The 24,544-nt window shown below is 58.3% G+C and carries 19 protein-coding genes and 2 pseudogenes; 15 read left to right on the top strand and 6 right to left on the bottom strand.

Features of this window, described 5'->3' with window-relative positions:
• The 8 genes from ACVTFQ_RS31930 to ACVTFQ_RS31895 all read left to right on the top strand — a co-directional run bounded on the left by ACVTFQ_RS31930 (nucleotide 1) and on the right by ACVTFQ_RS31895 (nucleotide 8,780).
• Nucleotides 1–918 carry a carbohydrate ABC transporter permease gene (locus ACVTFQ_RS31930; RefSeq protein ID WP_142859790.1) on the top strand — a complete coding sequence of 306 codons (918 nt, stop codon included), beginning with the start codon at nucleotides 1–3 and terminating at the stop codon, nucleotides 916–918.
• Nucleotide 919: 1 nt separating this feature from the next.
• A complete protein-coding gene (locus ACVTFQ_RS31925; RefSeq protein WP_206666274.1) occupies nucleotides 920–3,193 on the top strand; it encodes a propanediol/glycerol family dehydratase large subunit in 2,274 nt (757 codons plus the stop codon).
• The gene (locus ACVTFQ_RS31920) at nucleotides 3,190–3,612 is read left to right on the top strand and encodes a diol dehydratase small subunit (RefSeq protein WP_142859791.1); all 423 of its coding nucleotides are present in this window, start codon (nucleotides 3,190–3,192) and stop codon (nucleotides 3,610–3,612) included. Before ACVTFQ_RS31925 ends, ACVTFQ_RS31920 begins: the two co-directional genes overlap by 4 nt.
• 15 nt (nucleotides 3,613–3,627) lie before the next feature.
• Nucleotides 3,628–4,725, top strand: coding sequence for an ABC transporter ATP-binding protein (locus ACVTFQ_RS31915; RefSeq protein ID WP_142859793.1), 1,098 nt, complete (start codon nucleotides 3,628–3,630; stop codon nucleotides 4,723–4,725).
• The gene (locus ACVTFQ_RS31910) at nucleotides 4,722–5,513 is read left to right on the top strand and encodes an SDR family NAD(P)-dependent oxidoreductase (RefSeq protein WP_142859795.1); all 792 of its coding nucleotides are present in this window, start codon (nucleotides 4,722–4,724) and stop codon (nucleotides 5,511–5,513) included. Before ACVTFQ_RS31915 ends, ACVTFQ_RS31910 begins: the two co-directional genes overlap by 4 nt.
• A 34-nt stretch (nucleotides 5,514–5,547) precedes the next feature.
• The gene (locus ACVTFQ_RS31905; protein WP_142859797.1) at nucleotides 5,548–6,705 is read left to right on the top strand and encodes a phosphotransferase; all 1,158 of its coding nucleotides are present in this window, start codon (nucleotides 5,548–5,550) and stop codon (nucleotides 6,703–6,705) included.
• On the top strand, nucleotides 6,702–8,009 hold the full coding sequence (locus ACVTFQ_RS31900; protein WP_142859799.1) for an aspartate aminotransferase family protein: 1,308 nt from the start codon (nucleotides 6,702–6,704) through the stop codon (nucleotides 8,007–8,009). Before ACVTFQ_RS31905 ends, ACVTFQ_RS31900 begins: the two co-directional genes overlap by 4 nt.
• Before the next feature lie 117 nt (nucleotides 8,010–8,126).
• The gene (locus tag ACVTFQ_RS31895; RefSeq protein WP_161991865.1) at nucleotides 8,127–8,780 is read left to right on the top strand and encodes a GntR family transcriptional regulator; all 654 of its coding nucleotides are present in this window, start codon (nucleotides 8,127–8,129) and stop codon (nucleotides 8,778–8,780) included.
• Nucleotides 8,781–9,628: 848 nt separating this feature from the next.
• Here the strand turns inward: ACVTFQ_RS31895 and ACVTFQ_RS31890 are convergent.
• A complete protein-coding gene (locus tag ACVTFQ_RS31890; RefSeq protein ID WP_142859803.1) occupies nucleotides 9,629–10,852 on the bottom strand; it encodes an MFS transporter in 1,224 nt (407 codons plus the stop codon).
• A gap of 287 nt (nucleotides 10,853–11,139) precedes the next feature.
• On the opposite strand from ACVTFQ_RS31890, the gene ACVTFQ_RS31885 reads away from it, so the two are divergent.
• Entirely contained in the window at nucleotides 11,140–12,072 is a 933-nt protein-coding gene (locus ACVTFQ_RS31885; RefSeq protein WP_142859805.1) for a LysR family transcriptional regulator, read from the top strand.
• Nucleotides 12,073–12,370: 298 nt separating this feature from the next.
• Here the strand turns inward: ACVTFQ_RS31885 and ACVTFQ_RS31880 are convergent.
• Nucleotides 12,371–13,590, bottom strand: a protein-coding gene (locus ACVTFQ_RS31880) for an IS3 family transposase (RefSeq protein WP_269703770.1) whose coding sequence is annotated in 2 segments (ribosomal slippage) — nucleotides 12,371–13,254 and nucleotides 13,254–13,590 — 1,221 coding nt in all. Because the reading frame shifts where the segments join, the coding sequence is not laid out codon by codon here.
• 214 nt (nucleotides 13,591–13,804) lie between these two features.
• Between ACVTFQ_RS31880 and ACVTFQ_RS31875 the strand changes: the two genes are divergently transcribed.
• Nucleotides 13,805–14,026, top strand: coding sequence for an amidase family protein (locus ACVTFQ_RS31875; RefSeq protein WP_236774525.1), 222 nt, complete (start codon nucleotides 13,805–13,807; stop codon nucleotides 14,024–14,026).
• Nucleotides 14,027–14,329: 303 nt separating this feature from the next.
• Here ACVTFQ_RS31875 and ACVTFQ_RS31870 read toward each other — a convergent pair whose 3' ends face one another.
• A complete protein-coding gene (locus ACVTFQ_RS31870) occupies nucleotides 14,330–15,043 on the bottom strand; it encodes a GntR family transcriptional regulator (RefSeq protein ID WP_142859807.1) in 714 nt (237 codons plus the stop codon).
• Between the two features lie 155 nt (nucleotides 15,044–15,198).
• Between ACVTFQ_RS31870 and ACVTFQ_RS31865 the strand changes: the two are divergent.
• Together ACVTFQ_RS31865 and ACVTFQ_RS31860 are read left to right on the top strand one after the other, a co-directional pair.
• Nucleotides 15,199–16,650 (top strand): annotated as a pseudogene (locus ACVTFQ_RS31865) (NAD-dependent succinate-semialdehyde dehydrogenase).
• Nucleotides 16,651–16,985: 335 nt separating this feature from the next.
• On the top strand, nucleotides 16,986–17,396 hold the full coding sequence (locus ACVTFQ_RS31860) for a GFA family protein (protein WP_142859809.1): 411 nt from the start codon (nucleotides 16,986–16,988) through the stop codon (nucleotides 17,394–17,396).
• A gap of 179 nt (nucleotides 17,397–17,575) precedes the next feature.
• On the opposite strand, the gene ACVTFQ_RS31855 is transcribed toward ACVTFQ_RS31860, so the two are convergent.
• Nucleotides 17,576–20,455: a helix-turn-helix transcriptional regulator gene (locus tag ACVTFQ_RS31855; RefSeq protein ID WP_142859811.1), complete on the bottom strand. Its 2,880-nt coding sequence runs from the start codon at nucleotides 20,453–20,455 to the stop codon at nucleotides 17,576–17,578.
• 351 nt (nucleotides 20,456–20,806) lie between these two features.
• Here ACVTFQ_RS31855 and ACVTFQ_RS31850 point away from each other — a divergent pair, with 351 nt between their 5' ends.
• From ACVTFQ_RS31850 to ACVTFQ_RS31840, 3 genes are read left to right on the top strand one after another with little or no spacing between them, the layout of a single operon-like run.
• Nucleotides 20,807–21,388 carry a glutathione S-transferase N-terminal domain-containing protein gene (locus ACVTFQ_RS31850; RefSeq protein WP_142859813.1) on the top strand — a complete coding sequence of 194 codons (582 nt, stop codon included), beginning with the start codon at nucleotides 20,807–20,809 and terminating at the stop codon, nucleotides 21,386–21,388.
• Complete coding sequence (locus tag ACVTFQ_RS31845) at nucleotides 21,385–22,251, top strand: alpha/beta fold hydrolase (RefSeq protein WP_142859815.1); 867 nt, start codon at nucleotides 21,385–21,387, stop codon at nucleotides 22,249–22,251. Before ACVTFQ_RS31850 ends, ACVTFQ_RS31845 begins: the two co-directional genes overlap by 4 nt.
• Before the next feature lie 11 nt (nucleotides 22,252–22,262).
• Entirely contained in the window at nucleotides 22,263–23,030 is a 768-nt protein-coding gene (locus ACVTFQ_RS31840; RefSeq protein ID WP_142859817.1) for a class I SAM-dependent methyltransferase, read from the top strand.
• Between the two features lie 214 nt (nucleotides 23,031–23,244).
• Here the strand turns inward: ACVTFQ_RS31840 and ACVTFQ_RS31835 are convergent.
• Both ACVTFQ_RS31835 and ACVTFQ_RS31830 read right to left on the bottom strand, forming a co-directional pair.
• Nucleotides 23,245–23,761, bottom strand: a pseudogene (locus ACVTFQ_RS31835) (IS3 family transposase); the annotation flags it as partial.
• A complete protein-coding gene (locus tag ACVTFQ_RS31830; RefSeq protein WP_269703776.1) occupies nucleotides 23,748–24,425 on the bottom strand; it encodes a GntR family transcriptional regulator in 678 nt (225 codons plus the stop codon). The gene ACVTFQ_RS31830 and the pseudogene ACVTFQ_RS31835, both read right to left, overlap by 14 nt.
• Between the last annotated feature and the right edge of the window lie 119 nt (nucleotides 24,426–24,544).

The raw sequence follows: 24,544 nt of genomic DNA, 5'->3' as shown, positions 1-24,544 counted from the left end.
ATGACAAGCGCCAGCCAGATCGCAGGCCAAACCTCCTCGGCCCCGGCCCGTAAGTCGGACGGGTTCTCGACGGGATTTTACAAACTGCTGTTCATGACGCCGACAATCATTGTGTTGGCATTAGTGGTGGCGGGACCGCTTCTCTATTCATTTTGGCTCAGCCTGCACGAGTACATTATCACCTACGGCATGGGAGACCTTGTCTGGTTCGAGAACTACGCTGTCATCATGACGCGTGAGTTTGCCAGCGTCTCCTGGGTCACGATGAAACTTATGGTGACCGTCGTTGTCCTTGAATTCCTGCTCGCTTTCGGCCTTGCCCTCCTCCTGAACCAATCCTGGCTGAAGTTCCGCGAATTCTATCTCATGGTGTTGATGCTGCCGATCCTCATGACTCCGGTGGCTGTCGCGCTGATGTTCCGACTGATGTTCAATCCAAACCTTGGGATCATCAATTGGCTACTGTCGCTGGTCGGCGTCCCGGGCCAGGGCTGGTTCGGTGATCCCAATCTCGCCCTTGCCACTGTGGTGTTTGTCGATGTCTGGACTGAGACTTCGCTTATGCTGATCATGCTCTATGCCGGGCTGAAATCGTTGCCGCAGGACCCAGTTGAGGCAGCACGCATTGACGGTGCGAACGCGTTTCAAATTCTCCGCCACGTCACGCTTCCGATGCTCAAGCCCGTCATCCTCGTAACGCTTCTCATCCGCATGATCACTGCGTTGAAGAGCTATGACCTCATCTACATGCTGACACAGGGTGGCCCGGGCAAGGTTACCGAGACGATCAGCTTCTACGCCTATCGCCTCGGCTTTCGCTTTCTCGATATCGGCCAGGCAGCCGCCGTTTCGTTCATTCTTCTCGCGGCGGTGATTGTCCTGACGGTCATTCTGTTGCGCATCATGCGGGAGAACTGATGTGACGCACGATCATCAACAGCGCTGGAAGCGCATTCAAGAATGGGACAAGCGCCCCCTTCGCCTCGACAGCTTTTCCGAGGAAAGCCCAGAGAACGGGTTTGCCGTGTTTCACTCGCCTTGGGACCCTGAACCCGGGCTGGTACTCGGACCAGATGGCGAGATCCTTGAGATGGACGGACGCAAAGCCGCCGATTTCGACATTCTCGACGCGTTCATTGCCGCACACCACATCGACCGAACTGTCGCGGCGGAAGCCATGGCGCTGGACAGCACAGCTGTTGCACGGATGCTTGTCGACGTGAACGTACCCCGCGGGGAGCTGGAGCGGCTAGCGCGCGGCATGACCCCCGCCAAGCTGGCGCAAGTGGTAGGTGACCTTTCCGCGCTGGAAGCTACTTTCGCCTATTCCAAGATGCGTCAGCGGCACAGCCCAGGCAACCAGGCGCACGTCACAAATGCAAAGGACGATCCACTTCAACTGGCGGCGGACTCCGCCACTGCGGTCGCGCTGGGTTTTGACGAGATTGAAACCACAATGCGCGTGGCAGGCAACGCCTGGGCCAATGCGCTCGCCTGCACGGTGGGCGCCGCTACCGGCCGCGGCAGCACGTTGTTTCAATGCTCAATCGAGGAGGCCGAGGAACTCAAGATCGGTCTCGCTGGGCTTGCCACTTATGCGGAGACCGTTTCCGTATATGGCAGCGAACGGACGTTCATTGATGGCGACGATACGCCATGGTCGAAAACGTTTCTGGCCGCCGCTTATGCCTCACGTGGCATCAAGGCGCGCTGCACCTCCGGTGCTGGGGCCGAACTACTGATGGGCTTTCATGAAAAATGCTCGGTGCTCTACCTTGAGGCTCGGTGTCTTTGTCTCCAGCGTGCTATGGGCGTCCAGGGCACTCAGAACGGCGGCGTCGACGGCGCGCCTTTGACGGCTTCGATGCCTGGCGGCGTTCGCGAGTTGATGGCGGAGAATCTGCTTGCGGTATGGCTAGGTCTAGAATGCGCCTCCGGCAATGACACGAAAACTTCGGAATCCGAGATCCGGATCGGCGCGAAGATTACACCTTATCTGCTCGCCGGGTCGGACCTCATCACCTCAGGCTTCGGCTCTATTCGCGCCTATGACAATTCCTTCAACCCGTCGCTTATCAATGCCGAGGAGATGGAAGACTACCTCGTCCTGCAGCGAGATTTTGAAGTGGATGGCGGGCTTGCTCCGCTAGCCGAGGAGGACGCACTTAATGTGCGGCGTCAGGCGGTAGACGCGCTTGACGATGTGCTGGATGAGCTCGGTCTCGCGAAAACCGAGCCTAACATGAAAGACAGCGTTATCCACGCGTCCGGGTCCAACGACACGGTCACCTTTGCCCCGGTCCGCACCCTGGAGATCAGCCGCGATATAGCCGCGCGCGGCCTGACGGCGCTCGACGTGGTGCGGGCACTGGCGCTGCGCGGCCATCGCCAAATGGCGGAGAACCTGATGAACATGCTGCGCCAGCGCATCAGCGGCGATTACCTTCAGACCTCTGCTATTTTGCGCGACGGCAAGGTCGTCAGCGCCGTGAACGAGCCGAACCATTATTCAGGGCCGGGCACCGGCTACCGGATGAACGAGGCGCGATGGAATCGCGTGAAAGCAGTCAGGGGCACGATCAATCGCGATCATGTCCTCAGCGCGGAAGGCAGCCATGAGCCTCCAACTGGGTCGGCCCAGTTCTATGCGATCGGCAAGGCAGAGAAGGGCGTAGACCCCCACGAGGTGGTGATCGGCATCTCTCCGGCCTTCGGCGAACGCCTTCACCGCACGACAGCGGGCCATGCCGTAGCCGACGTGCTGGAAGCACTGACGCGGGGCGTGCTGGAAGGTGGTGGCATGCCGCGCGTAGTGCGGATTCGCCATACGGCGGACACGTCATTCCTTGGCCTTAGCGCTGCACATCTCGCGGGCTCGGGCTATGGCATCGGAATACAGGCAAAGGGAACCGCGATAATTCACCATCGCGACCGGCTGCCGCATATGAACCTGGAACTGTTTTCCAACGCACCGCTGGTGTCACTGGAGCAATACCGCGCTATGGGCCGGAACGCCGGGCGCATGACCTGGGGCGAAACGCCCGAACCAATTATCGTGACCAATGATGGGCAAGCGCTTGGGGCGCGGTTCCACCCGCGCGTGGCGCTACTTTACGCAATCGAAACGGAAATGACCCAACCCGGCGCCGAGCCGGAAGAGATGTTCTTTAATAGCGCGGAGCGAAACTCATGAGCACCGATGCACGCGAACTCTACCCGCTCTCCGAAAAAGCGCCGCATCTGGTGCGCAGTAAGACTGGGCTGGGCCTCGAGGATTTCACGGTCGACGCCGTCCTGGAAGGCAGGATCACCGCCCAAGATCTGGCGATCACGCCCGACGCGCTGCGTTTGCAGGCCGATGTGGCGCGCGCCACCAACCGCGACCGTCTGGCCGAGAATTTCGAGCGCGCCGCCGAGCTGGTGGCTGTCCCGCAGGACATGCTGCTCGATACTTACGAACTGCTACGTCCCGGCCGCGCAAAATCCGCCACTGAGCTGCGCGAGCGCGCCGTGCTTATGCGGCGCGACTATGGCGCAACCCGCATAGCCGACCTGATTGAAGAGGCTGCCGATGTCTGTGAACGACGCGGCCTTTTTTCAAAGAGATTCTAGAAGAGGAAATTTCGCATGGCCCAGGTAGAAGTGGTTCGGCTTGCTAAGAGCTTTGGCACCGTCGATATCATACGCGATCTCGATTTGAGCATCGCCAACGGAGAATTCGTCGTGTTGGTCGGGCCTTCAGGTTGCGGCAAGACCACATTGCTGCGCATGATAGCCGGGCTGGAAACTACCACTGCCGGTGCGATCCGCATCGGCGACAGAGACGTAACAAATCTTTCGCCGCGCAATCGTGACATCGCAATGGTCTTCCAGTCCTATGCGCTCTACCCGCACATGACCGCTGCGGAGAACATGGGCTTCAGCCTAAAGCTAGCCAAGGTCCCGCAAGCAGAAATCAACGAGCAGGTTAACCGAGCGGCAAAGATGCTGCATATCGAACACCTGCTAGCACGCAAGCCCCGGGACCTCTCCGGTGGCCAGCGTCAGCGTGTCGCCATGGGCCGCGCGATGGTGCGCGAGCCAGCGGTTTATCTCTTTGACGAGCCTCTCTCCAATCTCGACGCGCAGCTCCGTACCACGATGCGAGCCGAGATCAAGCGCATGCATCTGGAAGAGAAGCAGACCGTGATTTACGTTACTCATGACCAGATTGAAGCTATGACGCTTGCTGATCGGATTGTCGCCATGCGGGGCGGCAGCATTGAGCAGATCGGCTCGCCCGATGATCTCTACAATCGCCCAGCCACCACCTTTGTTGCAAAATTCATCGGCTCCCCAGCCATGAACCTCCTGCCCGCGAAGATCAAAGATGGCCTCATCTCAGTCGACGGTGCCCTCTCCTTCCCTCTTCCGGCAGCCTTCGCTAACCTGAAGGAGGAACGCGGTCGAGAGGTGTTGCTCGGCGTCAGGCCAGAAGCGTTCCACCTGGAGGCGCGGCGTTCCGATTGGCCGACCTTCACCATCACAGCGTCGCTGATCGAACCGTGCGGCGCCGAGGTCTACGTCATCGGTGATCTCGCCGACCGGGAAGTCACGTTGCGTCTCCAACCAGGCACCGCGCCTGAACGCGGCGAAGTGCGTAGCTTCTATATCGACATCGGGGCCGTGCACCTGTTTGACGCGAAGACCGAGCGCAGCTTGCGCCATGTCGGAGACACTCCATGAGCGAAAAGATCCTCAGCGGCAGAACCGCGCTCGTGACCGCAGCGGGCTCCGGTATCGGGCGGCAATCCGCCTTTATCCTTGGGGCCAACGGTGCCTTCGTGATGGTGACCGACCGAGACGAGGCACTGGCCGAGGAGACTGCGCAGGCCATCCTCGCCGCCGGCGGCCTGGCCGCGTCCTCCGTGATGGATGTAGCGGACGATTCCGCCGTCACCGAGGTATTCGCCAAGCTCGTCCGCGAACACGGCGCTCTCAATATCCTGCACAATCACGCCGGGATCCAAATCGGAGGCGCGCTGGAAGCGATAAATGCCGACGACATGCGCAAAAGCTACGAGATCAACGTCGTAGCGCAGTTCACGGCCTGCAAGGCGGCGCTGCCGCACATGCGGGCACAGGGCGGCGGCGTTATCCTCAATACCGCCTCGAATGCCGGCGTGTTCCTCGACAAAGGGATGCTTGCCTATATCACCACCAAGTCGGCCGTTATAACCATGACGAAGCAGATCGCACTGGACTACGCCCGCGATGGCATCCGGGTGAATGCACTTTGCCCCGGCTGGGTCGATACGCCGTTCAATGGTCCGTACGAGGCCCAGCTCGGCGGCCGCGCGGCTTTGGAAAACGTCGTGCGCGATCTCGTGCCAATGGGCCGCTTCGGTCGGCCGGAGGAGATCGCCGAAGCTGTCCTCTTTCTCTGCTCGGACCGCTCGTCCTTTATCACCGGTCATGCGCTGGTGGTTGATGGTGGCGAGTGCCTTGCCGGCGGCAGTAACTCTTCGGTCTGACGTGCGGCCCGATACATAACCAAAGGATACAACCGTGGTCATTAATCCTCGAGCGGGCGGAGCTGGCGTCTCCTCTGAGCTGCCGCCATTTATTGTTTCGACCGATTGCTTCTCCTCATTTCCGACCGGAAACGCCGATGAGAGTTCGCTTCTGTCGGTTGCGCCACCAGGGATCTCCCCGGAAGAAGCAAGCGATATTGCCAAGCGCGTATTTGGCGTTTCCGGCGAGATAAGGATGCTATCATCGGAACGAGATTCCAACTTCTACGTCCGCCTAACAAGCGGCGAGCAGGCGTTGCTCAAGATCACAAACGTGGCGGAAGATCGCGATGTCACTGCCATGCAGACCGCGGCTCTTGCGCATATCGCAGCCGTCGATCCTTCACTGCCCGTGCAGCGGATATGCCAAACCCTGTCCGGCGAACCTTGGGAGATTATCCAGGGACCATCTGGGCAAGAACACGTCGCGCGGTTGCTGACCTTTATCGATGGCACGATGTTACATGCAGCCAATCCGAGGTCCACGGTTTACCGGGAGATTGGCGTCCTGCTTGCACAGTTGACAAAGGCGTTGCGCGGCTTTTTTCATCCGGCAGCGGGCCACGCCCTGCAATGGGACATCAAGCATGCTGGAAGACTGCGTCCCATGCTGGAAGCCATCGAAAATGGCCAGCTCCGCACGCGGTTAGCCTTGCTACTCGACCGTTTCGACGCTGAAATCGCTCCACAGCTTCCGCACTTTCGCACCCAGATCGTTCACAATGACTTTAACCCCCACAACCTGGTGGTTGACCAAGTGGATGCGTCCCGTCTGACCGGGATCATTGATTTCGGCGATATGGTACACACACCGATCATTTGTGACTTAGCTGTCGCTTGCTCCTATCACATTACGGATGACGCGGAACCTTTGCGTCGTGCAGCTGATATGGTTGGCGGCTACGTCAGCGTGCTGCCGCTTGATGAGGACGAACTATCGCTGTTGCCGGATTTAATCCGGCTGCGTCATCTTACAACGCTCGCCATCACCTCGTGGCGCGCAAGGCGTTATCCTGAAAATGCGAGCTACATTATGCGAAACGCCGCCGCATCACTGCGCGGGCTCGACGTTATCGACGAAATTGGCGTCGTCCCGACCGCGCGCGCGTTACGCGCCGCCGCCCTTTCCGCCACACAGGAGTATGTACAATGACCATGGTCAATGCGTTTGATCCCAATACCCTGTCGGCTCTCGACGCCGAGGACGTGGCTTTGATCGAGCATCGAAACCAAGTTCTTGGACCTGCCTATCGTCTGTTTTACGAGCAGCCCCTTCATCTTGTCCGCGGCGAAGGCGTCTGGCTCTATGACAACAAGGGGAAAGCCTATCTCGATGCCTACAATAACGTGACATCCGTGGGGCACTGCCACCCCAAGGTCGTTGAGGCGGTCACACGCCAGCTCGGCATCCTCAATACCCATACCCGATATCTACATGATGGCGTGGTCGCCTATGCGGACAGGTTGCTCAGATCCATGCCTGACGCGCTCGGCCACATGATGTTCACCTGTACCGGCTCGGAGGCAAATGACCTCGCACTGAGGATCGCGCGGTCGTACACTGGGCGACAGGGCGTCATCGTGACGAACCGCGCCTATCACGGCGTGACCGAGGCGGTTTCGGAAATATCCCCTGCCTTAGGTGAATTCGTCCATCGTGGACCGAGGGTTCGACTGATCCCCGCGCCAGATTCGTACCGCGTCCCACCGGAGGAACAGGGAGCGCTACTCGCTCGCGACCTCGCCGCAGCCATCGCCGAAATGCGCCGCGACGGCATCGAGCCTGCTGCGTTCGTCGTTGATACAATCTTCTCCAGCGATGGGCTCTATGTTGATCCTCCGGGTTTCCTCAAACCCGCCGTTGAGCTCATTCGAGCTGAGGGGGGACTCTTTATCGCGGATGAAGTGCAACCAGGTTTCGCCCGAACAGGCGAGACTTTTTGGGGATTTCAGCGCCACGACGTTGTTCCAGATATGGTAAGTCTGGGTAAACCGATGGGAAATGGCTTTCCGGTAGCCGGGCTCGCACTACGACCTGAGCTCGTCGAAGAGTTTGGGACAAAGGCACGATACTTCAACACTTTCGGCGGCAGCCCGGTGGCTTGTGCAGCCGGAATGGCTGTACTCGACGTTATTGAGCAGGAAGGCCTACAGGAAAATTCGCGCACCGTCGGAGATTTCCTCCTCAAGAGCTTTAGTGAGGTAACCGCCGGGCGTGATGATGTCGCACAAGTGCGTGGCGCGGGGCTGTTCCTTGCTGTGGAATGCATCGATGGCGATAAGGCCAACGCCGGACTTGCGAGCCACGTGGTAAACCATCTCCGTCAAAACGGGGCCCTGATAAGCGCAATCGGACCGGGGGCAAATATTCTGAAAATTCGGCCCCCTCTAGTCCTTGGCCGCAGCGACGCGGAGCGGCTCGTAGAATCCATCAAAGCGGCTTTCAATGCCTATTGACCGACGAGCATTAGTGGGAAATCCCGGCCATGTGCTCGTCTACTCCGAATGCCAAGGAGTGGCCACGTTCGCATTGCGCGGACGGCTTCTTTTGGCAGCCCAAACTTGGAAGAGCAAATGGAGTTCACTCAGTTAACGTCGGAGCCGTTGCACGAACAGGCGTACGTTGCGTTGCGCAACGCGCTACTGACCGGCAGGCTCGCGCCTGGGCAGCCTTTAACCATCCGCGGCATTGGCTCGAGCTTAGGTATCTCGTCGACACCGGTGCGGGAGGCCTTGCAACGGCTTATCGCAGAGGGCGCTCTGCAGCTGGCGGCCAATCGTAGCATCCAGGTCCCGGTGATGACCCGCGACCGGTTCGTCGAAGTTACCGACATACGTCTTCGACTAGAACGCCTAGCTGTCGAAGCGGCGGCGACTCGTGCAGGGGAAGAACTCTGTGACCGACTTCATGCGTTGTCGGCACGGATGCAAGTGGCAATAAACAATCGTTCGTTCCCAGATTACCTTGCAGACAATCAAACGTTTCATTTTACAATTTATGAAGCGTCCAACCTGCCCTATCTGCAACAGTTGATTGGCCTATGCTGGCTTAGAACCGGTCCTTGGCTCAATGGCCTAGCGCAAGAAGGCCGATACCATTCAATTGCCAACGACGAGCACGAGAAGATGATAAACGCCCTTAGGCGAAAGGACGCATGCGCGGCATCGGAGGCAACTGGCCGTGACATAAGCGAGGCAGCTTCAGTGCTAATAGAATTGCTTCCGTGAGTAGTATCGCCGTTTCCACCTGGCGGCGATGGCATGGGTTTGCAAGCTGATCACCAACACCGCGGTGGTCGTCGACGCAACCGTTTCCAAACCGCCGCCTGACACAACGGCGCGCTGTCGAAGAACTTCCATGTCATTGTCCGTCCATTGCCGGCTCCGGCTCTTCAATCCGCACGGCGCTGCCGATGGACCGGGTCGCTGACCTCTTCTCCAAGCTCATTAACGAGACCCGGCGTTATGGCAGGTTTATCGTCGCGGGCGGCGACAGCGGCTCGATCATCTCGATGTCGCTGGCTCAGCATCATCCGAGCAGCTGCTCGGCTACCACTTGACCGATGTCGGCCGCCCCGACGGGTCACCGACTTTGCCTTGCTTACCCCGCCCGAGCAGGCCTATGCCGCGGCCATCCAGCAGTGGTTCTTCGCTCATGGCGCCTTAAATCTGCGCGCTACCAAGCCGCAAAGTCTGTCTTTGCCATGAACCACTCGCCAGTCGGCCTCGCCGCCTGGATCATGAGCTTCATGGCGGGCATGGGCGGCGGAAGAGACCGACGCACGCTTTGGTCGCGACGGGCTGATCACAGACATCATGACCTACTGGCTCACCGGGACGATCGTCGTTCGGGCTATAGTCAAAAGGCCATGCAGCCGCCGAGCTCAAGGGCGCCAATACGGCTAGCTTCGACGCGGGGGCTCAAACAGAATGCCGCCGACACTGCGGCGGCATTCTGGTTGGCTGAACCAGGGGAGGTAGCTGGTCCCATGCCAACTATCTAATTAATTGCGCTTCTCGAACATGCTTGGCCGCCGCCGAGCGCAAGGTACCTCAACGTGCTTGTGTCCGTATAATCATGAGCGTTTGCTACGAAGACGCGGTAGGAACACGGCTAGAACGCCAACAACTGGCAGGAATGAACAAACGCTGTACACCCCTTCGATCCCAACGCGATCAGCCAATGATCCCAGCAAAGCAGCGGCGACGCCACCAATCGCGAAGTTCAAGCCGTAAAAGAGACCGCCTATGAGCCCTATACGGCTAGGTACCAGTTCCATGGCGTAGATCATGATCGAAGCGAACGCGCTTGCCATCAGAAGGTTGATCACCACGGTTAACACGCCAGTCCAAAAGAAATCTGCAAAGGGCAGAAGTAGAGTGAACGGCAGTGGACCGAGTATCGAGATCCAGATGATCTGATACCTCCCGATCCTATCGCCCACTAATCCGCCCAGCAGAACGCCAACGGCTGAAGATATGAAAAATACAAAAAGCATCAATTGGGATGTTTCGACGGACACGTTGAAGCGGTCGATCAAGTAAAAGGTGTAGAAAGAGCGGAACCCTTCGAGATAGGAGAGCTTAGAGGCCATTAGAACGGTCAAAATGCCCATCCCAATAATGACGGCTCGGCGCGGATAAATGCTGCCAGCTTCGCCCGCGGCCTTTTTGTAAGCCTCAAAGTGCGATTTGATCTGATCGGACTGACGGGCGGTCCAGACAAGCAGAAAAATCGCGATTACAACCAGGATTGTGAATACGGCGACGCTTTGTCGACCGTTCGACACAATCAAGAACGCAGCGGCTAGTGGTCCCAACGCGCCGCCAATCTGTCCACCGACTTGGAAGATTCCTTGCGCCAGGCCCTGCCTTCCCCCGGACGCGTAGCGGGCAGCGCGGGTTGCCTCGGGATGAAAGATTGATGATCCAATTCCGATCAAAGTGACAGCAATTAGCACTAGCGGATAGGAGGAGGCGTAAGCCAGCGCAGCAAGGCCAGCCATAGTGAAGATCATGCCGAAAGCCGCGGAGTACGGGAGCGGATGACGATCTGTGTAGAGGCCTATCGCCGGTTGGAAAAGGGCTCCCGCAATCTGGAACACAAGTGTAATTATGCCGATCTGCATAAAATCGAGGGAAAACTCTGCCTTTACAAGTGGATATACGGCTGGGATGATGGACTGTATCGTGTCGTTGCATAGGTGGGAAACACCCAACGCGAATAGCACGGCAATATGTACTTGCTTGGTGGAAGGCAGATGTACATCACTTGTGGACTGAGCGGAAGAAGTGGACATGAAGTCATAGGTCCTTCGAAACGTTTGCAAAATTGCGGCTAGCTTTCGCAGAGCCATACTGTCAGCCGCGCGAACCAAAATCCCCGCCATCTGTTGGGAGCAAGGGGTGGCGCTCAGATGCAGCATCTACCCGCGATACCGCCTAGTCGAAACCTCTATCCCCACTTTCGAGTTGGCATCGGCTCAAGTGAGCCACTAGGCAAGGTCTTCGGGGCACCGCTATTGGCTATGCAGCTTCCGACCCGTTCGAACCTAGGCAAGAACAAACTAAAGATAAATCATCCAAAATGAAAAACTCCGCGGAGGAAAAGTTGGTAATAAGGTCGAATGTCGAGAGCGTTGCAGCCCTAAGAGCGTTTGTCGCAGCGGCCGAGCTCCGCAGTTTCAAGGGTGCGGGCTTCGCTCTCGGGATTACGTCCTCTGCGATAGGCAAATCGATCTCAGGGTTGGAGATGCAGCTTGGGTGTGCACTTTTTCATCGTACGACGCGGAGTCTGTCGTTAACCGAGGCGGGCAGCATCTATCTCGGTCGCGTGCGCAATATTCTTGAGGAATTGAAAGCTGCCGAGGACGAGGTCGCGGAGGTCTCGCAGGAACCCCGTGGACATCTACGAGTCGGCCTTCCACTCGGGGGAGAGCTCCTCACTTCTGTTATGGCGCGGTTCACCGCGCTTCACCCCGGTATCGTTTTGGAGCTCGATTACAGTGATCGCCTGGTCGATGTTATCGAGGAGGGTTACGACGTGGTGATAAGGACTGGCGAGCTTTCAACTTCAAGGCTCATTCATCGAAAACTCGGTAGCTTCGACTGGGTCCTCGCTGCGTCGCCAGCCTACCTCCAGGCGCACGGAGAACCGCGCAGCCCCGCAGACCTTCTCACGCACACCTGCCTTCGGCAAAAATTCTGGAATGGGCGGCTTGTACCGTGGCCCTTCCCAAGCGAACCAGATTTTGAAGCGCCCATTAGCCTTACCTCTACAATCAATGCACCTCTCTTTGACATGGCGCTCGCCGGCGGAGGTATCGCAGCATTTCCGAGTTTCATTCTAACGACCAGTTTGGCTAACACATCGCTGAAGACCGTGCTTGATGGGCAGATGGAACGTCGAGGCACGTACAATATCCTCTGGCCTCCAAATCGCTATCGCGTCCCCAAAGTTCGTGCGTTTGTTGACTTTTTTTGCGAGTGGCTGCCTCCGCGCATCGCGCAAACTGAGTGAGGACTTGCGGGGAAAAGACGCAATTTCGACTAGCGACGCCTGCTGTCAGCCGTGATTTTCTCTCGTCTTTCACATAATGCCAGCCCCTAGCGCCTGAGAATGCATCTCCGCCGGTTAACGCGCGGCGATCGATACTGGCGGAGCCACATGCTCCGCTCCCTCGCCTACACGATTACCTCCGAGTGACGGCATCCAATGCATGACGTGCGTAGATCGAGGCCTCCCGAGATTAGACGCGAAGACCGAGCTTGGCTGCTCCACGGTCTTGCTGGAGTTGCCCCCAAAAGACCGGACATGCTCAGGTGTGAGATTTCGAGCTGATGAACTCGCGCGGTGACTGATATCCTAAAGCACTGTGAGGGTGAAGATTGTTGTAATGCTCGAACCAGAACGGCAGTTGCGCCATGACGGTTTCGGCGTCTGGGGTTGGATTCACCGAGACGTAATCGCGCTTGAAGGTTTTGACGAACGCCTCGGCCATTCCGTTCGATTGCGGACTTCGCACCGGCGTCGTGCACGGTTCCATGCCGATGTCGCGGAGCAAGGATGCGGTGTCTCTGGCGATGAAGCAGGAACCGTTGTCGGTGAGCCATTCGATGGGTTCGGACAGTATGTTGATGCGGCCGAAGCGGTTCTCGACGGCGGTGATCACGAGGTCCTGCACGTCCCGGCTCTTGATGCCCTCGGTGGTGGCGACATGAGCGATAGCCTCACGGTCGCAGCAGTCGAGGGCGAAGGCGACACGGACCTTCTCCTTGTTGTCGCAGCCGATCTCGAAGCCGTCGGAGCACCAGCGGATGTTCGAACGTTCGACAGCGACCTGACCGTCGTGGAGGCGTTTGTCGACCGCTCCGGTGTGGCGCACCAGCAGCAGATTGTGCAGCTTCATGACCCGGTAAACGCGCTTGGCATTGGGCCACGAACGCCCGTCTTTCCGCGCATTCCTGCGCAGGATGGCATGGACACGCCGATAGCCGTAGGTGGGCATGTCGGCGATGATGGCCTTGATTTCCTCCACCAGTTCCCGATCCGGGAGTGGTGGCCGTCCTCTGGCTCTGGAAGGGGAGCCTGCGGCACGCGCGGCGATATTCGACCGGGCGACACCCAAAGTCTCGCAGACGGTCTTCATCCCAAAATCCCCCTTGGAAGCGAGAGCGCACGCAACATCTGTTTTTTTGGGCCGTTGGCGATTTCGAGAGCTTCCTTCAGGATTTCGCTCTCCATCGTCTTCTTGCCCAACAGGCGTTGCAACTCCTTCACCTGGGACTGAAGCGCCCGGTATTCGGAAGCCGGAACGACCTCCTCTTCGGCGGCCGTCGCCGTTAGTGCCCCTTGGGACGCCAGCTTACGCCAGGCGAACAACTGGTTCGGCTGGATGCCGTGACGCCGGGCAACGATGCTAACCGTCGCGTCCGCCTCATAGGTCTCCTGAATGATCGCCAGCTTCTCTGCCGTGCTCCAGCGCCGCCGACGTTCCGGCCCGGAGAGAACTTCCATCTTAAAATTGCTGCTAGTCATATTACCAACATTACTCCTACACACTTAGCTAAGTGGGGGAGCATGTCCGGGCCTTTCGGGGGCTAATTCACTTGCCATTGCGGCCAATTTCCGCTCTCGTGCATAAACAGGGCCGCTCAAGCGCGCCGGAAAATGTATGGTCCATAGGCACCGAGAATAGGCTTCATGGAAAGACGCGGAATCCTTTCGACACATCGCGGACCGCTGATGGGTCCTGGGGGGCGCAGCGGCGGCAGTTGCTGCACGTTTCGTAGCAGTCGCAGAAGGTTCGGACGGAGCCGGATCGATCCGAGTTCCTGCATTGTGCTGCGGGTTGTCGGCCTCAAACGATCACGTGGCCGGATTACCTATGGTCCAGATATCGCTGATGCGTGGTTCGGTTGTGTATATACGCTTTGCAAAAGCCCTACAGTCCGGGACACGGCAGCATTTCTAGACGTTACTTCAGACAATTCTCCTGGCGATCCTTCCGCAACGTAGAAGCCGGAGCAGAGTTGGTTGTCACTTAGCACACAATCTCCGATGAATTGAAAAATGGCGTCACGCGGGGGGGGGGGGCCAACTGGGGTCCTGCCCCTGACCCGGAGGCCTGTCAGCGCTCGCAACAAACTACATCGGTCTAAAGCTGGTCTTCCTGTGGGGATCCAGTACGTTGCCAGGCACGGGGACGAAACCACTCTTCTTCAACTCGCGGCTCAAGTCGAGGATCATCATCCCTGGAAGTCCCATTTGCCAGCCGTTAGCGGAGTTGCGCGGTGATCGTTTTCTCCTCGTTTGCGAGAAATTCGATCCTTGGGAGAAGGAAGTCTGCGGCTTTCGAGATGTCGGCCACCATATGGCGTCGCACCTCGGAAGCGTTGCCATTCCGGATTTCCCTGACAATGTGCTCATGTTCCTCGTTGGCGATTGAGCCGTACCCGGGGTGTGAGAAGAGCTCGTTCATATAGACGCCAACCTCACCCCATAGATTCTCGATGATACGAAGTAAACGAGGCGACGAGGCATGCTGGTAAATCGTAAAGTGGAAGCGTTGGTTAAGAGAGACGTAGTCGGCGTGGTCTTCGCGCTTGGCGGCGTCACCAAGTTGTTGAGACAGTGCCGCTAGCTCGGAAATCACCCGCGGCGGCAGGATCTTCGTGGCAAGCTCGGCGGCCAGGCCCTCGAGTTCGCATCGAATCCGGAAGAGCTCCACGAATTTGGCGGCATCCCAGTCGGGGACTGCAATGGATCGGTTAGCCAGCATGACGAGTTGTCCTTCCCCGACAAGCCGTTGCAAAGCCTCACGAATAGGAGTCGTGGAAATGCCGTAAGCTTCTGCCAACGTACGGATCACAAGTACCTGCCGTGGAGTGAACTCTCCTGAGATCAGACTGCTTTTAATCGAGTCGTAGGCGCGCTCGTTAAGTGGCTTATATTCGATCTTGCCCATATCACTTTTGAACACAGTCATCATGGCCTGTTTCTTGGTTTGTAATCATCGTGACATCATACAACATGTCATTGCCGCGACAATGACAATAATTCCCTCGGGCGAGTAGAATGTCGACTATCATACAACTTAAACGACGTGAACGTGCAGCTTGTCCCCAAATGCGCAGGAGTTACCTAATGACCATCTCGGACACACTCGTATCGAAGTTGAACGCCACCTCTCTCGTTAGCGACAAAGCTTTTCTTGCAGGAAGGTGGGCTGCCAAGAGCGACAGCGGGAAGACCTCCAAGGTGACGAACCCGCCAATGGCGAGTTGATCGCCACGCTGCCGGACATGAACCGGGCCGAGGCGGCCCGTGCGATCGATGCCGCCTACAGGGCGCGGAAGACCGGCAAGGAGCGCGCAGCCGTGCTGCGCAAATTATACGACCTGATCGTCGCCAATGCTGACCACCTCGCCACGATCCTGACCATGGAAATGGGCAAGCCGCTGGCCGAGGCCAAGGGCGAGATCCTCTACGGCGCGTCCTGTGTCGAATGGTTCGGCGAGGAGGCAAAGCGCGTCTATGGCAATACTATTCCGGGTCACCAACAGGACAAGCGCATCATCGTCATCAAATAGCGATCGGCATTGTCGCGGCGATCACGCCTTGGAACTTCCCGAACGCCATGCTGGCCCGCAAGTTTGCGCCGGCCGTGGCCGCCGGCTGCGCCATGATCTCGAAGCCAGCAGCGGAAACGGCGCTCTCGCTGGCGCTCCTGGCCGAGCGTGCAGGTCTCCCGGCTGGTATCTGCAACGTCGTCACCTCAAAGGACTCGCCGGCGATCGGCAAGTAGTTCGCGGAGAACGACAAGGTCCACAAGCTGACCTTCACCGGATCGACAGGCATGGGCAAGAACCTGATGTGCCAGGGCGCCGAACAGATCATGAAGCTGGGCCTCGAGATTGGCGGCAACGCACCCTTGATCGTTTTTGACGAAGCCGATCTCGACGCGGCGGTCGAGGGAGCCATGGTCTCCAAGTACCGCAACAACGGTCAGACCTGCGTCTGCGCCAACCGCCTTTACGTCCAGGCCGGCGTCTATGACGCGTTTGCTAAGAAACTGACCGAAAAGGTTGGCGCGTTGAAGGTAGGTGATGGCTTCGAATCGGGCGTCAATGCAGGCCCGCTGATCACCGAGAAAGCGGTCGAGAAGGTCGAGGAACACATCGCGGACGCGCTTAAGAAGGGCGCGAAGATCGCTGTCGGAGGCAAGCCGCATGAGAAGGGCGGCCTTTTCTTCCAGCCGGCCATCCTGACCGGCGTCATCAGCGAGATGATCGTTGCCCGCGAGGAAACCTTCGGTCCGGTGGCACCATTGTTCAAATTCGAGACGGAGAAACAGGTTATCGAGATGGCCAACAACACCGAGTTCGGCCTGGCCTCCTACTTCTTCTCGAAGGATGTCTCGAAGATCTTCCGCGTCGCCGAAGCACTTGAATACGGCATGGTCAGCGTCAACACCGGCCTGATTTCCACCGAAGTGGCGCCCTTCGGCGGCATCAGCAGTCCGAGCAGGGCCGCGAAGGTTCGAAGTACGGCACCGAGGATTACATCGAAATCAAATACATTTGCTTGAGCATCTGAGGACAGCTGCGCCGGCCGAATGGGGCGAAGCTCACCTCCAGGCCCAGGAGAAACGCCGCAATAGGCACCGGACTGACTTGACTGCGCAAAACAGACACAGCCGATGGGCGTCATGGTTTGGCGACGACGCTGTTCGGCCTTCTGGATAATTTCGACCAAATCCCCGCTAGACTTGGGAATATCCGCGATCTACAATCCGGCTCATATATGAGAGCCTAAAGTGACAGTGGATATTTGCCCCGTTCTACCGCCCGGGCAAAGAACTGCCATTCGGGCCTGCGGCTTCATCCCTCAACCTTGACAAGAATCCCAGGGTGCACCCTGGAGGATGTACCATGCACGATGCTGAATGCGCCTGCGGCGCTCTGAAATTGAAAGTCGGCGAGCCGCCAAAATTGACTGCGCTATGCCACTGCCTCGCTTGCCAGAGGAGAACTGGGGCGCCGTTCAGCGCTAATGCGTTCTACTCGATCGACAGCGTCGAAATATCGGGAGCCTCCACAGAGTTCGTTCGCACTGCTGAGAGTGGCCGTAAGGTCCGAATGCATTTTTGTCCAACTTGTGGCTCGACCGTCTATTGGCAGGCCGATGCTTCCCCGGATTGGATCGGCGTGGCGGTGGGATCATTTGCGGATCTCAGCTTCGAACCACCTGCCCTGTCGGTATTTGAACAATCGAAACATAAGTGGGTGCGACTTGACGATGCGATGGAGCATTTCCGAGGTTTGCCTGTTGACAAGGATTAATCTTACTTTCCGCGGTTGCCGACAGTTGTGGCGAAGCGGCTAGGACGCTCAGTCATTTCCCGAAGTAGCCGTCGCCCTTGAGAGCCTCCCGCTCAAGACGCCATTGCTTGAGAGCGGCGCTATACGGCTGAACTTCTTTGTTAATCCGCATGTGCTCTGTGGATCCGGGCCAACGAGTCTTATCCTAAATCAATGATCCTAAGCCGATGCGCGATCGCGGCCGCTGCGCCACGATTGGGAACGGAAAGTTTGCTCAAAATATTGGACACGTGCACGCTCGCCGTTTTCGGGCTGATGAATAAATTCTTGGCTATCTCGCGGTTGCTTTGGCCGTTGGCGATAAGTCGGAGTACCTCGAATTCCCGGTCGGTTAAGCCGAAAGGCGCCCTTGGGACATAGCCGCTCTCTCCATCTCGGAGATCAATACGAGCCTTCGCAGCGATGGCCTCGATCTGGTGGGACAGAGGTTGCGCGCGAATCGACTGTGCAAGATGAAGTGCCCGTCGGAAATTGTGCGCCCCGATCGCTCGCTTGCCAGCGTTCATTGCGGCGGCACCTGCCTGCATGAGGGCATATGCCTGCGGGAACGGCTGGCTTAGACCGGCCCAGCTTCGAGCGACTGACTCCCATGTATCCAGATCAGAAGCTGTGACGCGTGACATCTCAGCCGAGATCTCCAGCCTCAGGACCTGCTCCAGCATATTGCGGCACGAGGCCCGAGCGGCGAGTTCAGCGAGGTCAAGAGCGACGTCGTTCTGGTTCGTGTCGACGGCAACGCGTATGGCGGAAACCAGGAGCGACCAAGACACTCCTCGTCGAGTCTTCAGGTATTTTCGGGCGGATCTCACCAACTCTGCCGAATAGTCGCAGTTACCTGAAAGAGCACCGCTTTCGATCTCAAATCTAAGAAGATTGGCCTCCATATAGTCGACAACCTGCGGTCCGGGCGGAAGACCGCGCAAAGATCGTACCGCCGCCGCTATCCGATCCGCATCGCCTAACACGATTGCGATCTCCGCTCGGCATTCAAAGACTTGAATAAGCCCCAGTGGCAGCGGATCAAGCGCCGCCATCCGTTCACAGGTCTCAGCGGCAGCGGATACGCGGCCCAAAGCCAAGTACGCGCGACAAAGGGGTGAACCGACTATTGCGCCTATATATCGAGCTTGGCCGAGCTCGACCGTCCGCTCGAAAATCGCTGGGCCGATCTCAAGGATACTCGCATAGTTTCCCGTCTCCAACAGGGCCTGAAGTAGGGCGGCGCCAGCCAGCACCTCGACCCGGCCGATTGAAGCGTGGTCGGCGCGCCGAGCCACGCTCCAAAACGCCTCGACGTCAGACCCATTCTCCGCGAAACTCACCAAGGCCTCTATGACCAGGGCCTCGATGCGATACTCCTCGTCATCTAGCCTTTCCGCGAGATCAATCAATTGCTCGCCTAGTTGCTTGGCGCGATCGAATTCTCCTCGCAGTATCAGCGCGCGGGAAAACTGCCCGAGGGCGTCAGCGCGCAACCTTGTTGGACGAGTTGCATGGTCAAGTGCACGCTCGAGATCTGCGATCTCCCCTGCGATAAGTGAATGCTGACGCATTACGGCACGCTGCAGGAGAAGACCTGCCAACAGTTCCCCGTCGCGGTCGATGTCCAGTTCGGCAAGTGCGCGTTCGACAAAGGCGAGCCCCTGCTCCGCCTCGGCTGCCCAGCAAGCGGCGTCAGCGGCGAGCTCCAGCACTTTGCAATGGTCCGCACCGATCAATCCGTTGGCATTTTCGACTTCAGGCCATGCGGCCAATACGAGCTTCAGCATTTCCATCTGGTCCATATAGGCGAAAGCAGCAGCGGCTTCCGCCGCAGCATGCCAGGCCCATTTGAGGCATCGTTCCGCCTGGCCGGCGCCTTGCCAGTGCCGCGCCAGCGCTACGGAATGCCAGATGCGATAGCTTGGAACCGGTCCACGTTCGAGCACATCCGCATAAATCAAATGGATTGCCACCTTTTCGCCGGCAATCAGGTCGTCCCGCACCGCGTTGTGGATGAGCGCGTGGCGGAACGCATACCCTTCTCGATCAGACACCAAAATCCCGGCCATTATCGCGGGGAGTAACAACTCCGCGAGCTCAAGGTCCGGCTTGTTCGCCACATTGCGAAGAAGCGAATGGGTGACATGCGTCCCACCGAGCGCTATCATTTTCAGCAATGCGCGCGTCGTTGCTGGCACATCTCTCACGGCTTTCAGCAGATAGTCGTTGAGCGAGCCGGGAACATCTGTCCGCAGGCTTCCGGATGCATCCACGAGAGCCTCAGTGAATAGCGGGATTCCGCAGCCCCTTGCATAGACGCTGTTGACCATTGCAGGCGTTGGCAGCCGCCCGAGCAGGCCCTCAAGCTGCATGCCAATCTCCTTGCGGGTGAGGCGAGGAAGTTTCACCGCATCGCAACCCTCGGAAAGAGAAAGGTCCGCGATGGTGGTCCGCATGGCGTTGCTGGCGCTCGCCTCTTCGGGTCGGTAGGTGAGGATCAGCATGAGCCGAATTCCCTTCAACCGCCTCGTGAGAAAGCGAAGCAGATCGAAGGTTCCCTGATCGGCCCAGTGAATGTCCTCTATGATAAGGACAAGCGGCAGGTCGCGTGCCAGTTCCTCGAAAAGCCTCCGCAGCGTCTCGAACAGCCGCGACCTTGCGATGCCCGCATCAAATCGTTCGGAGATCTCGCCGAATTCGGGAAGAAGCCACGCCAGTTCTCGCGCACCCTCACGGCCGACGAGCGATGTGATCAGGGACTGGCCGCGCAGACGAACCAATTCATGCAACAGAGCCGTGACAGGCGCATAGGGTAGGGCTGATTCCTGTTGTTCAATGCATCCCCCTTTCAGAATAAAGGCGCGGTCGGAGATCCGGTCTGCGAACTCTTGCGCCAACCGGCTTTTTCCGCCCCCTGCTTCGGCCCCGAGAAGAACGCAGCGTTGCCGGCCGCCAGCAACATCTCGGAAAGCGGTTTCCATGAAAGCGAGTTCTGCGGTTCGGCCCGAGAGCGGCACCCTTTTACAGAAAGTCGACACAAAATACTCCGCTAACGTGAACTCGTAATCAGCAAAGAAGAAGTCACAGTTGTCCCAATGCGCGCGATCAGCAGACGACTGTCCGACTGACGGGAGCGCACCGGCGGTGCCTGGAAGCCAGGGCCGCGGTTGAAGCTGAGCGTCTCCGGCGAAATGCGCGGTCGATCCGTCGGATTACTCTGCTCCCAACATGCATTTCTAATCGGCCTACTCAATATGCCTGATGCGGCACCCCATGCCTTAGCCACAGTATGGGGCACAAAGGGGACGTCCACGGGCATCGACCGGCCGCATGGCCTGACCTACCTCTTCTCAGAAACGCACATAACAAGCAAAGGAAGGATCAATTGGATGAAACTCTACTCGGCGCCCGGGTTCACAAGCCTAGCGGACCACATCGCGATGCTGGAGGCAGGACTTCAGTTCGACCTGGTCAAGGTCGACCTCGAGACCAGGCAGATTGAAAGCGGCGGTTTATACACGGACATCAATCCAACGGGCTATGTGCCCGCTCTTATGTTTGACGATGGTGAGATGCTGACCGAAAACGTCGCGATCCTGGCCTGGGTCGCCGATTGCGAACCAAAGCTGGCACCGCAAGGCCATCTCAGCCGCTATCGCCTGCTCGAGATGCTGAGCTTTATCGCGACCGAGATTCACAAGCGCTTTCCCACCTACCTCTCCCTTCCAGAGGAAGTCAGGGAGCCGACCGGCCTGCAAATAGTACACTGGTTCGGCTTCGTCGCGGGTCGACTGGAACGGGGCTATCTGTTCGGAGAGATCTTCACAGTCGCGGACGCCTATCTCTTCCAACTTGCCTGGGGCGCGACTCACCTCGGGTTCTCCCTGCCGGAACCCTTCGAAGGCTACATCGCACGAATCATGCAGCGGCCTTCCGTGCAAGCCGCGCTGCACCGGGAGGGACTCGCATGAGTGGACTGATGATCCGCACTGACGGGGTCGAACTCGCGACGCAGAGCTTTGGCGATGCAAACGACCCACCGCTCGTTCTCATCATGGGCGGAATGGCGTCGATGCTGTGGTGGCCCGAGGGATTCTGCGAGCGCCTGGCTGGGCGAGGTCGCTTTATCATCCGCTATGACCAGCGCGACACCGGCCTTTCGACAAAATATCCACCCGGTAGGCCCGGCTACACCTTCGACGATGCTGTCGGCGACGTCTTCCGCGTGCTCGACGGCTACGGGACTTCAAGCGCTCATATCGTCGGCTTCTCCCTCGGCGGCATGGTCGGCCAGGTGGCCGCATTGAGGAATCCAGAGCGCGTGCTGTCGCTGACGACGATCAGCACCTCGCCGGTCGGCGTCGACACGTCCGGCCTTCCAGCTAGCGGCCCGGCCTGGATGGAACATATGTCCGTGGAGGCAAACTGGTCGGACCGAGCGGATGCAGTCGCCTACCTGGTCGAGGATGCGCGCCTGACGGCAGGGACGGCACACCAGTTCGACGCAGCAGGCACCCGCGCTTTTCTCGAACGAGATTTCGACCGCTCTGGAGGCTATCTGAGTGCCACCAACCACAGCGTCCTTTTCGACGTCGGCGCGACATGGCGGGGGCGGCTGGCCGAGATGAACGTGCCGCTTCTCGTCATTCACGGCACGGCCGATCCGGTTTTCCCGATAGCGCATGGCGAGACTCTCGCACGAGCCGTGGCTGGTGCCAGGTTTGTGAAAATCGAAAGTGGGGGCCATGAACTTCATCCCGGTGACTGGGACAAAATCGTTTCCGCCATCAACGAACATGTCGGAATGCCGCCAAATGACAGTGACAAGCAGTGAGAGCAAAGACCTTGAATCGCGCCGACTTCTATGACGCCGAATTACAACGGCACAATCAGCACCTGCGCGCGGCCGCCGGCGTTGGCACACGAGATCGCGTGCTCGATATCGGCTGCGGGGCAGGACAAACGACGCGTGAGGCCGCCCGCGTCGCGGTGAATGGCCATGCGGTCGGCGTGGATACGTCGCGGAAGATGCTTGAGATCGCGCGACGACGTGCCAGCGAAGCGGGACTGCGGAATGTTACATTCGAGCATGGCGATGCCCAGCATCACCCATTTCCGCCAGCGAGCTTTGACCTATGCATCAGTCGGTTTGGTACCATGTTCTTTGCCGATCCGGCAGCCGCGTGTGCCAATATAGCCCGCGCGATGCGTCCAGGCGCGCGCCTTGCATGGATGGTGTGGCAGAGCCAGGAGCGCAATGATTGGGCCCGGTCCATCAGACGGGCTATGGCACCCCTGATCGCAGTTTCCCCCGATGCTCCCGCAGCATTTTCAATGAGCGATCCCGCCATTGTAACGGAAGTCCTCAGGGATGCAGGCTTCGGTTCGATCAATTTTGCCGAGGTGCGAGAATCCGTTTTCTATGGCGTGGATATCGATGCGGCCTCTGAAGCACTCATCGATCTCTATCTGGCAAAGGAGGACATGACCCACGCCGCCGAGCAGCGTGACAGGGCATTGAAACAATTGGGTGATTTGCTTGAGGCGCATGTTACCCCCGAGGGAGTACTCTTCGACTCCTACGCGTGGATCATAACTGCTCGCATGCTCTGAAAAGGGGTGATGGCCGGACGCGCAAACAATTTTCTTCTTTTTGCAGCTGAAAGGACTCGAAACGTCGCTAATTGTTTTCAGATAATTGGTCATCGTGCGCAGTATGGCAGTCCGCGCTCATTAGTTTTGCTTGTGGCGTTACCAATGAAAGGAGAGGTGGTCCCGCTTGGTGAGACAGTTTGGCGGCTTGGCTAAGGTGGATCGGGTTACGTTTTTACGCCGCCAGTTTCTCCGTCATTTCCGCCATAGCATAGACCTCGTCGGGCGTCTTGCCGCCGAAGGTCGAGTGCGGGCGTCGCCGGTTGTAATAGTCGATCCAGGAACCGATGCCGCTGCGGGCTTCGCTTCCCGTCTCGAATGCGTTGGGGAAGACGCACTCGTATTTGAGGCTGCGCCACAGCCGCTCGATGAAGACGTTGTCCATCCAGCGCCCGCGTCCGTCCATGGAGATGCGAATGCCGGCGTCCTTCAGCGCGTCGTGAAGGCGAAGCTGGTGAACTGGCATCCCTGGACGGTATTGAGATGTCGGGCTTGCCGTGGCAGGCGATCGCCTCTTCAAGAGCGGCGACGCAAAAGTCGGCATCCATCGTGTTCGATAGCCGCCAGGCCAGCACCTTGCGGCTGAACCAGTTCATGATGGCGACCAGGTAGAGGAAGCCGCGCGGCATCGGGATATAGGTCACATCCGCACACCAGACCTGATCCGGCCGCTTGCCCTCAAGATTTGCCAATGGAGAAGGCAGCCCTCGGCTTCTCCTTGACGGCTTTCATGAACAGTGGCTCCCATGACCGAATGTGAGACTTGAGCAAAACAGACAGCTCTTCGGCATCGCCTGAGTTTACGAGCTCAACGATACGGTAGTGCTCCGGAACGGACGCCTTCTGGCGCTCGAAACCCTCTTCGGAGATATCGCCGTAAAATCGCATCCGGTCACGTAGCGAGAAGACCGTATCCGTGAGTATGGGATTGCCCGCCGTCGACGTCAGCACGTGGTGGAACTCACGGTCGGCCATGAGATAGGCCCTGAAGCTCTTTGTCTCTACGGCCGCGGCAATCTGATCGGCGAACCGCTCGAGTTTGCCGAGGTTCTTCTTCGGCATCTTCGCGACCTTGATCGCCGCATGGACCTCCAGCACTTCTCGCATGTCGAAAATATTCCGGGTCTCCTCCACCGACGGGGAGGTCACACGAAAGCCGCGGTTCTTGTGAGGCTCGAGAAGTCCTAGACGGACGAGTTCGAGGAGGGCCTCCCTAACAGGCGTTGACGAAGTCCCGAAACTTTCGGCGATTGTAGGAACCGAGTACATGCTTCCAGGCGGTGCGTGACCGGCGATGATTTCGCCCCTGATCTGGCTGAAGACCTGTTCTCTAAGGTTTGTATCTTGGACTTTCATTGAGGCCCCTGTTCGTCACGACAGATGGTCGTAGCGAAGCTCCGAAGTGCGGACTTTATGCGATGCAACCCGATAGGGGCGCAAGGGCATTCGGATGACGATTTTGATGTAGCAGGAAG

Source organism: Rhizobium sp. O111 (genome assembly GCF_055616315.1).
Note: the sequence above shows the minus strand (reverse complement) of the source record. Positions and strands in the feature narration are given on the sequence as shown.

Bases quoted from the DNA above. Each gene is read 5' to 3' on its own strand.
- ACVTFQ_RS31930 (WP_142859790.1), top strand. From the start codon at position 1: ATGACAAGCGCCAGCCAGATCGCAGGCCAAACCTCCTCGGCCCCGGCC.
- ACVTFQ_RS31920 (WP_142859791.1), top strand. From the start codon at position 3,190: ATGAGCACCGATGCACGCGAACTCTACCCGCTCTCCGAAAAAGCGCCG.
- ACVTFQ_RS31915 (WP_142859793.1), top strand. From the start codon at position 3,628: ATGGCCCAGGTAGAAGTGGTTCGGCTTGCTAAGAGCTTTGGCACCGTC.
- ACVTFQ_RS31910 (WP_142859795.1), top strand. From the start codon at position 4,722: ATGAGCGAAAAGATCCTCAGCGGCAGAACCGCGCTCGTGACCGCAGCG.
- ACVTFQ_RS31900 (WP_142859799.1), top strand. From the start codon at position 6,702: ATGACCATGGTCAATGCGTTTGATCCCAATACCCTGTCGGCTCTCGAC.
- ACVTFQ_RS31895 (WP_161991865.1), top strand. From the start codon at position 8,127: ATGGAGTTCACTCAGTTAACGTCGGAGCCGTTGCACGAACAGGCGTAC.
- ACVTFQ_RS31890 (WP_142859803.1), bottom strand. From the start codon at position 10,852: ATGTCCACTTCTTCCGCTCAGTCCACAAGTGATGTACATCTGCCTTCC.
- ACVTFQ_RS31885 (WP_142859805.1), top strand. From the start codon at position 11,140: ATGAAAAACTCCGCGGAGGAAAAGTTGGTAATAAGGTCGAATGTCGAG.
- ACVTFQ_RS31870 (WP_142859807.1), bottom strand. From the start codon at position 15,043: ATGATGACTGTGTTCAAAAGTGATATGGGCAAGATCGAATATAAGCCA.
- ACVTFQ_RS31860 (WP_142859809.1), top strand. From the start codon at position 16,986: ATGCACGATGCTGAATGCGCCTGCGGCGCTCTGAAATTGAAAGTCGGC.
- ACVTFQ_RS31850 (WP_142859813.1), top strand. From the start codon at position 20,807: ATGAAACTCTACTCGGCGCCCGGGTTCACAAGCCTAGCGGACCACATC.
- ACVTFQ_RS31845 (WP_142859815.1), top strand. From the start codon at position 21,385: ATGAGTGGACTGATGATCCGCACTGACGGGGTCGAACTCGCGACGCAG.
- ACVTFQ_RS31830 (WP_269703776.1), bottom strand. From the start codon at position 24,425: ATGAAAGTCCAAGATACAAACCTTAGAGAACAGGTCTTCAGCCAGATC.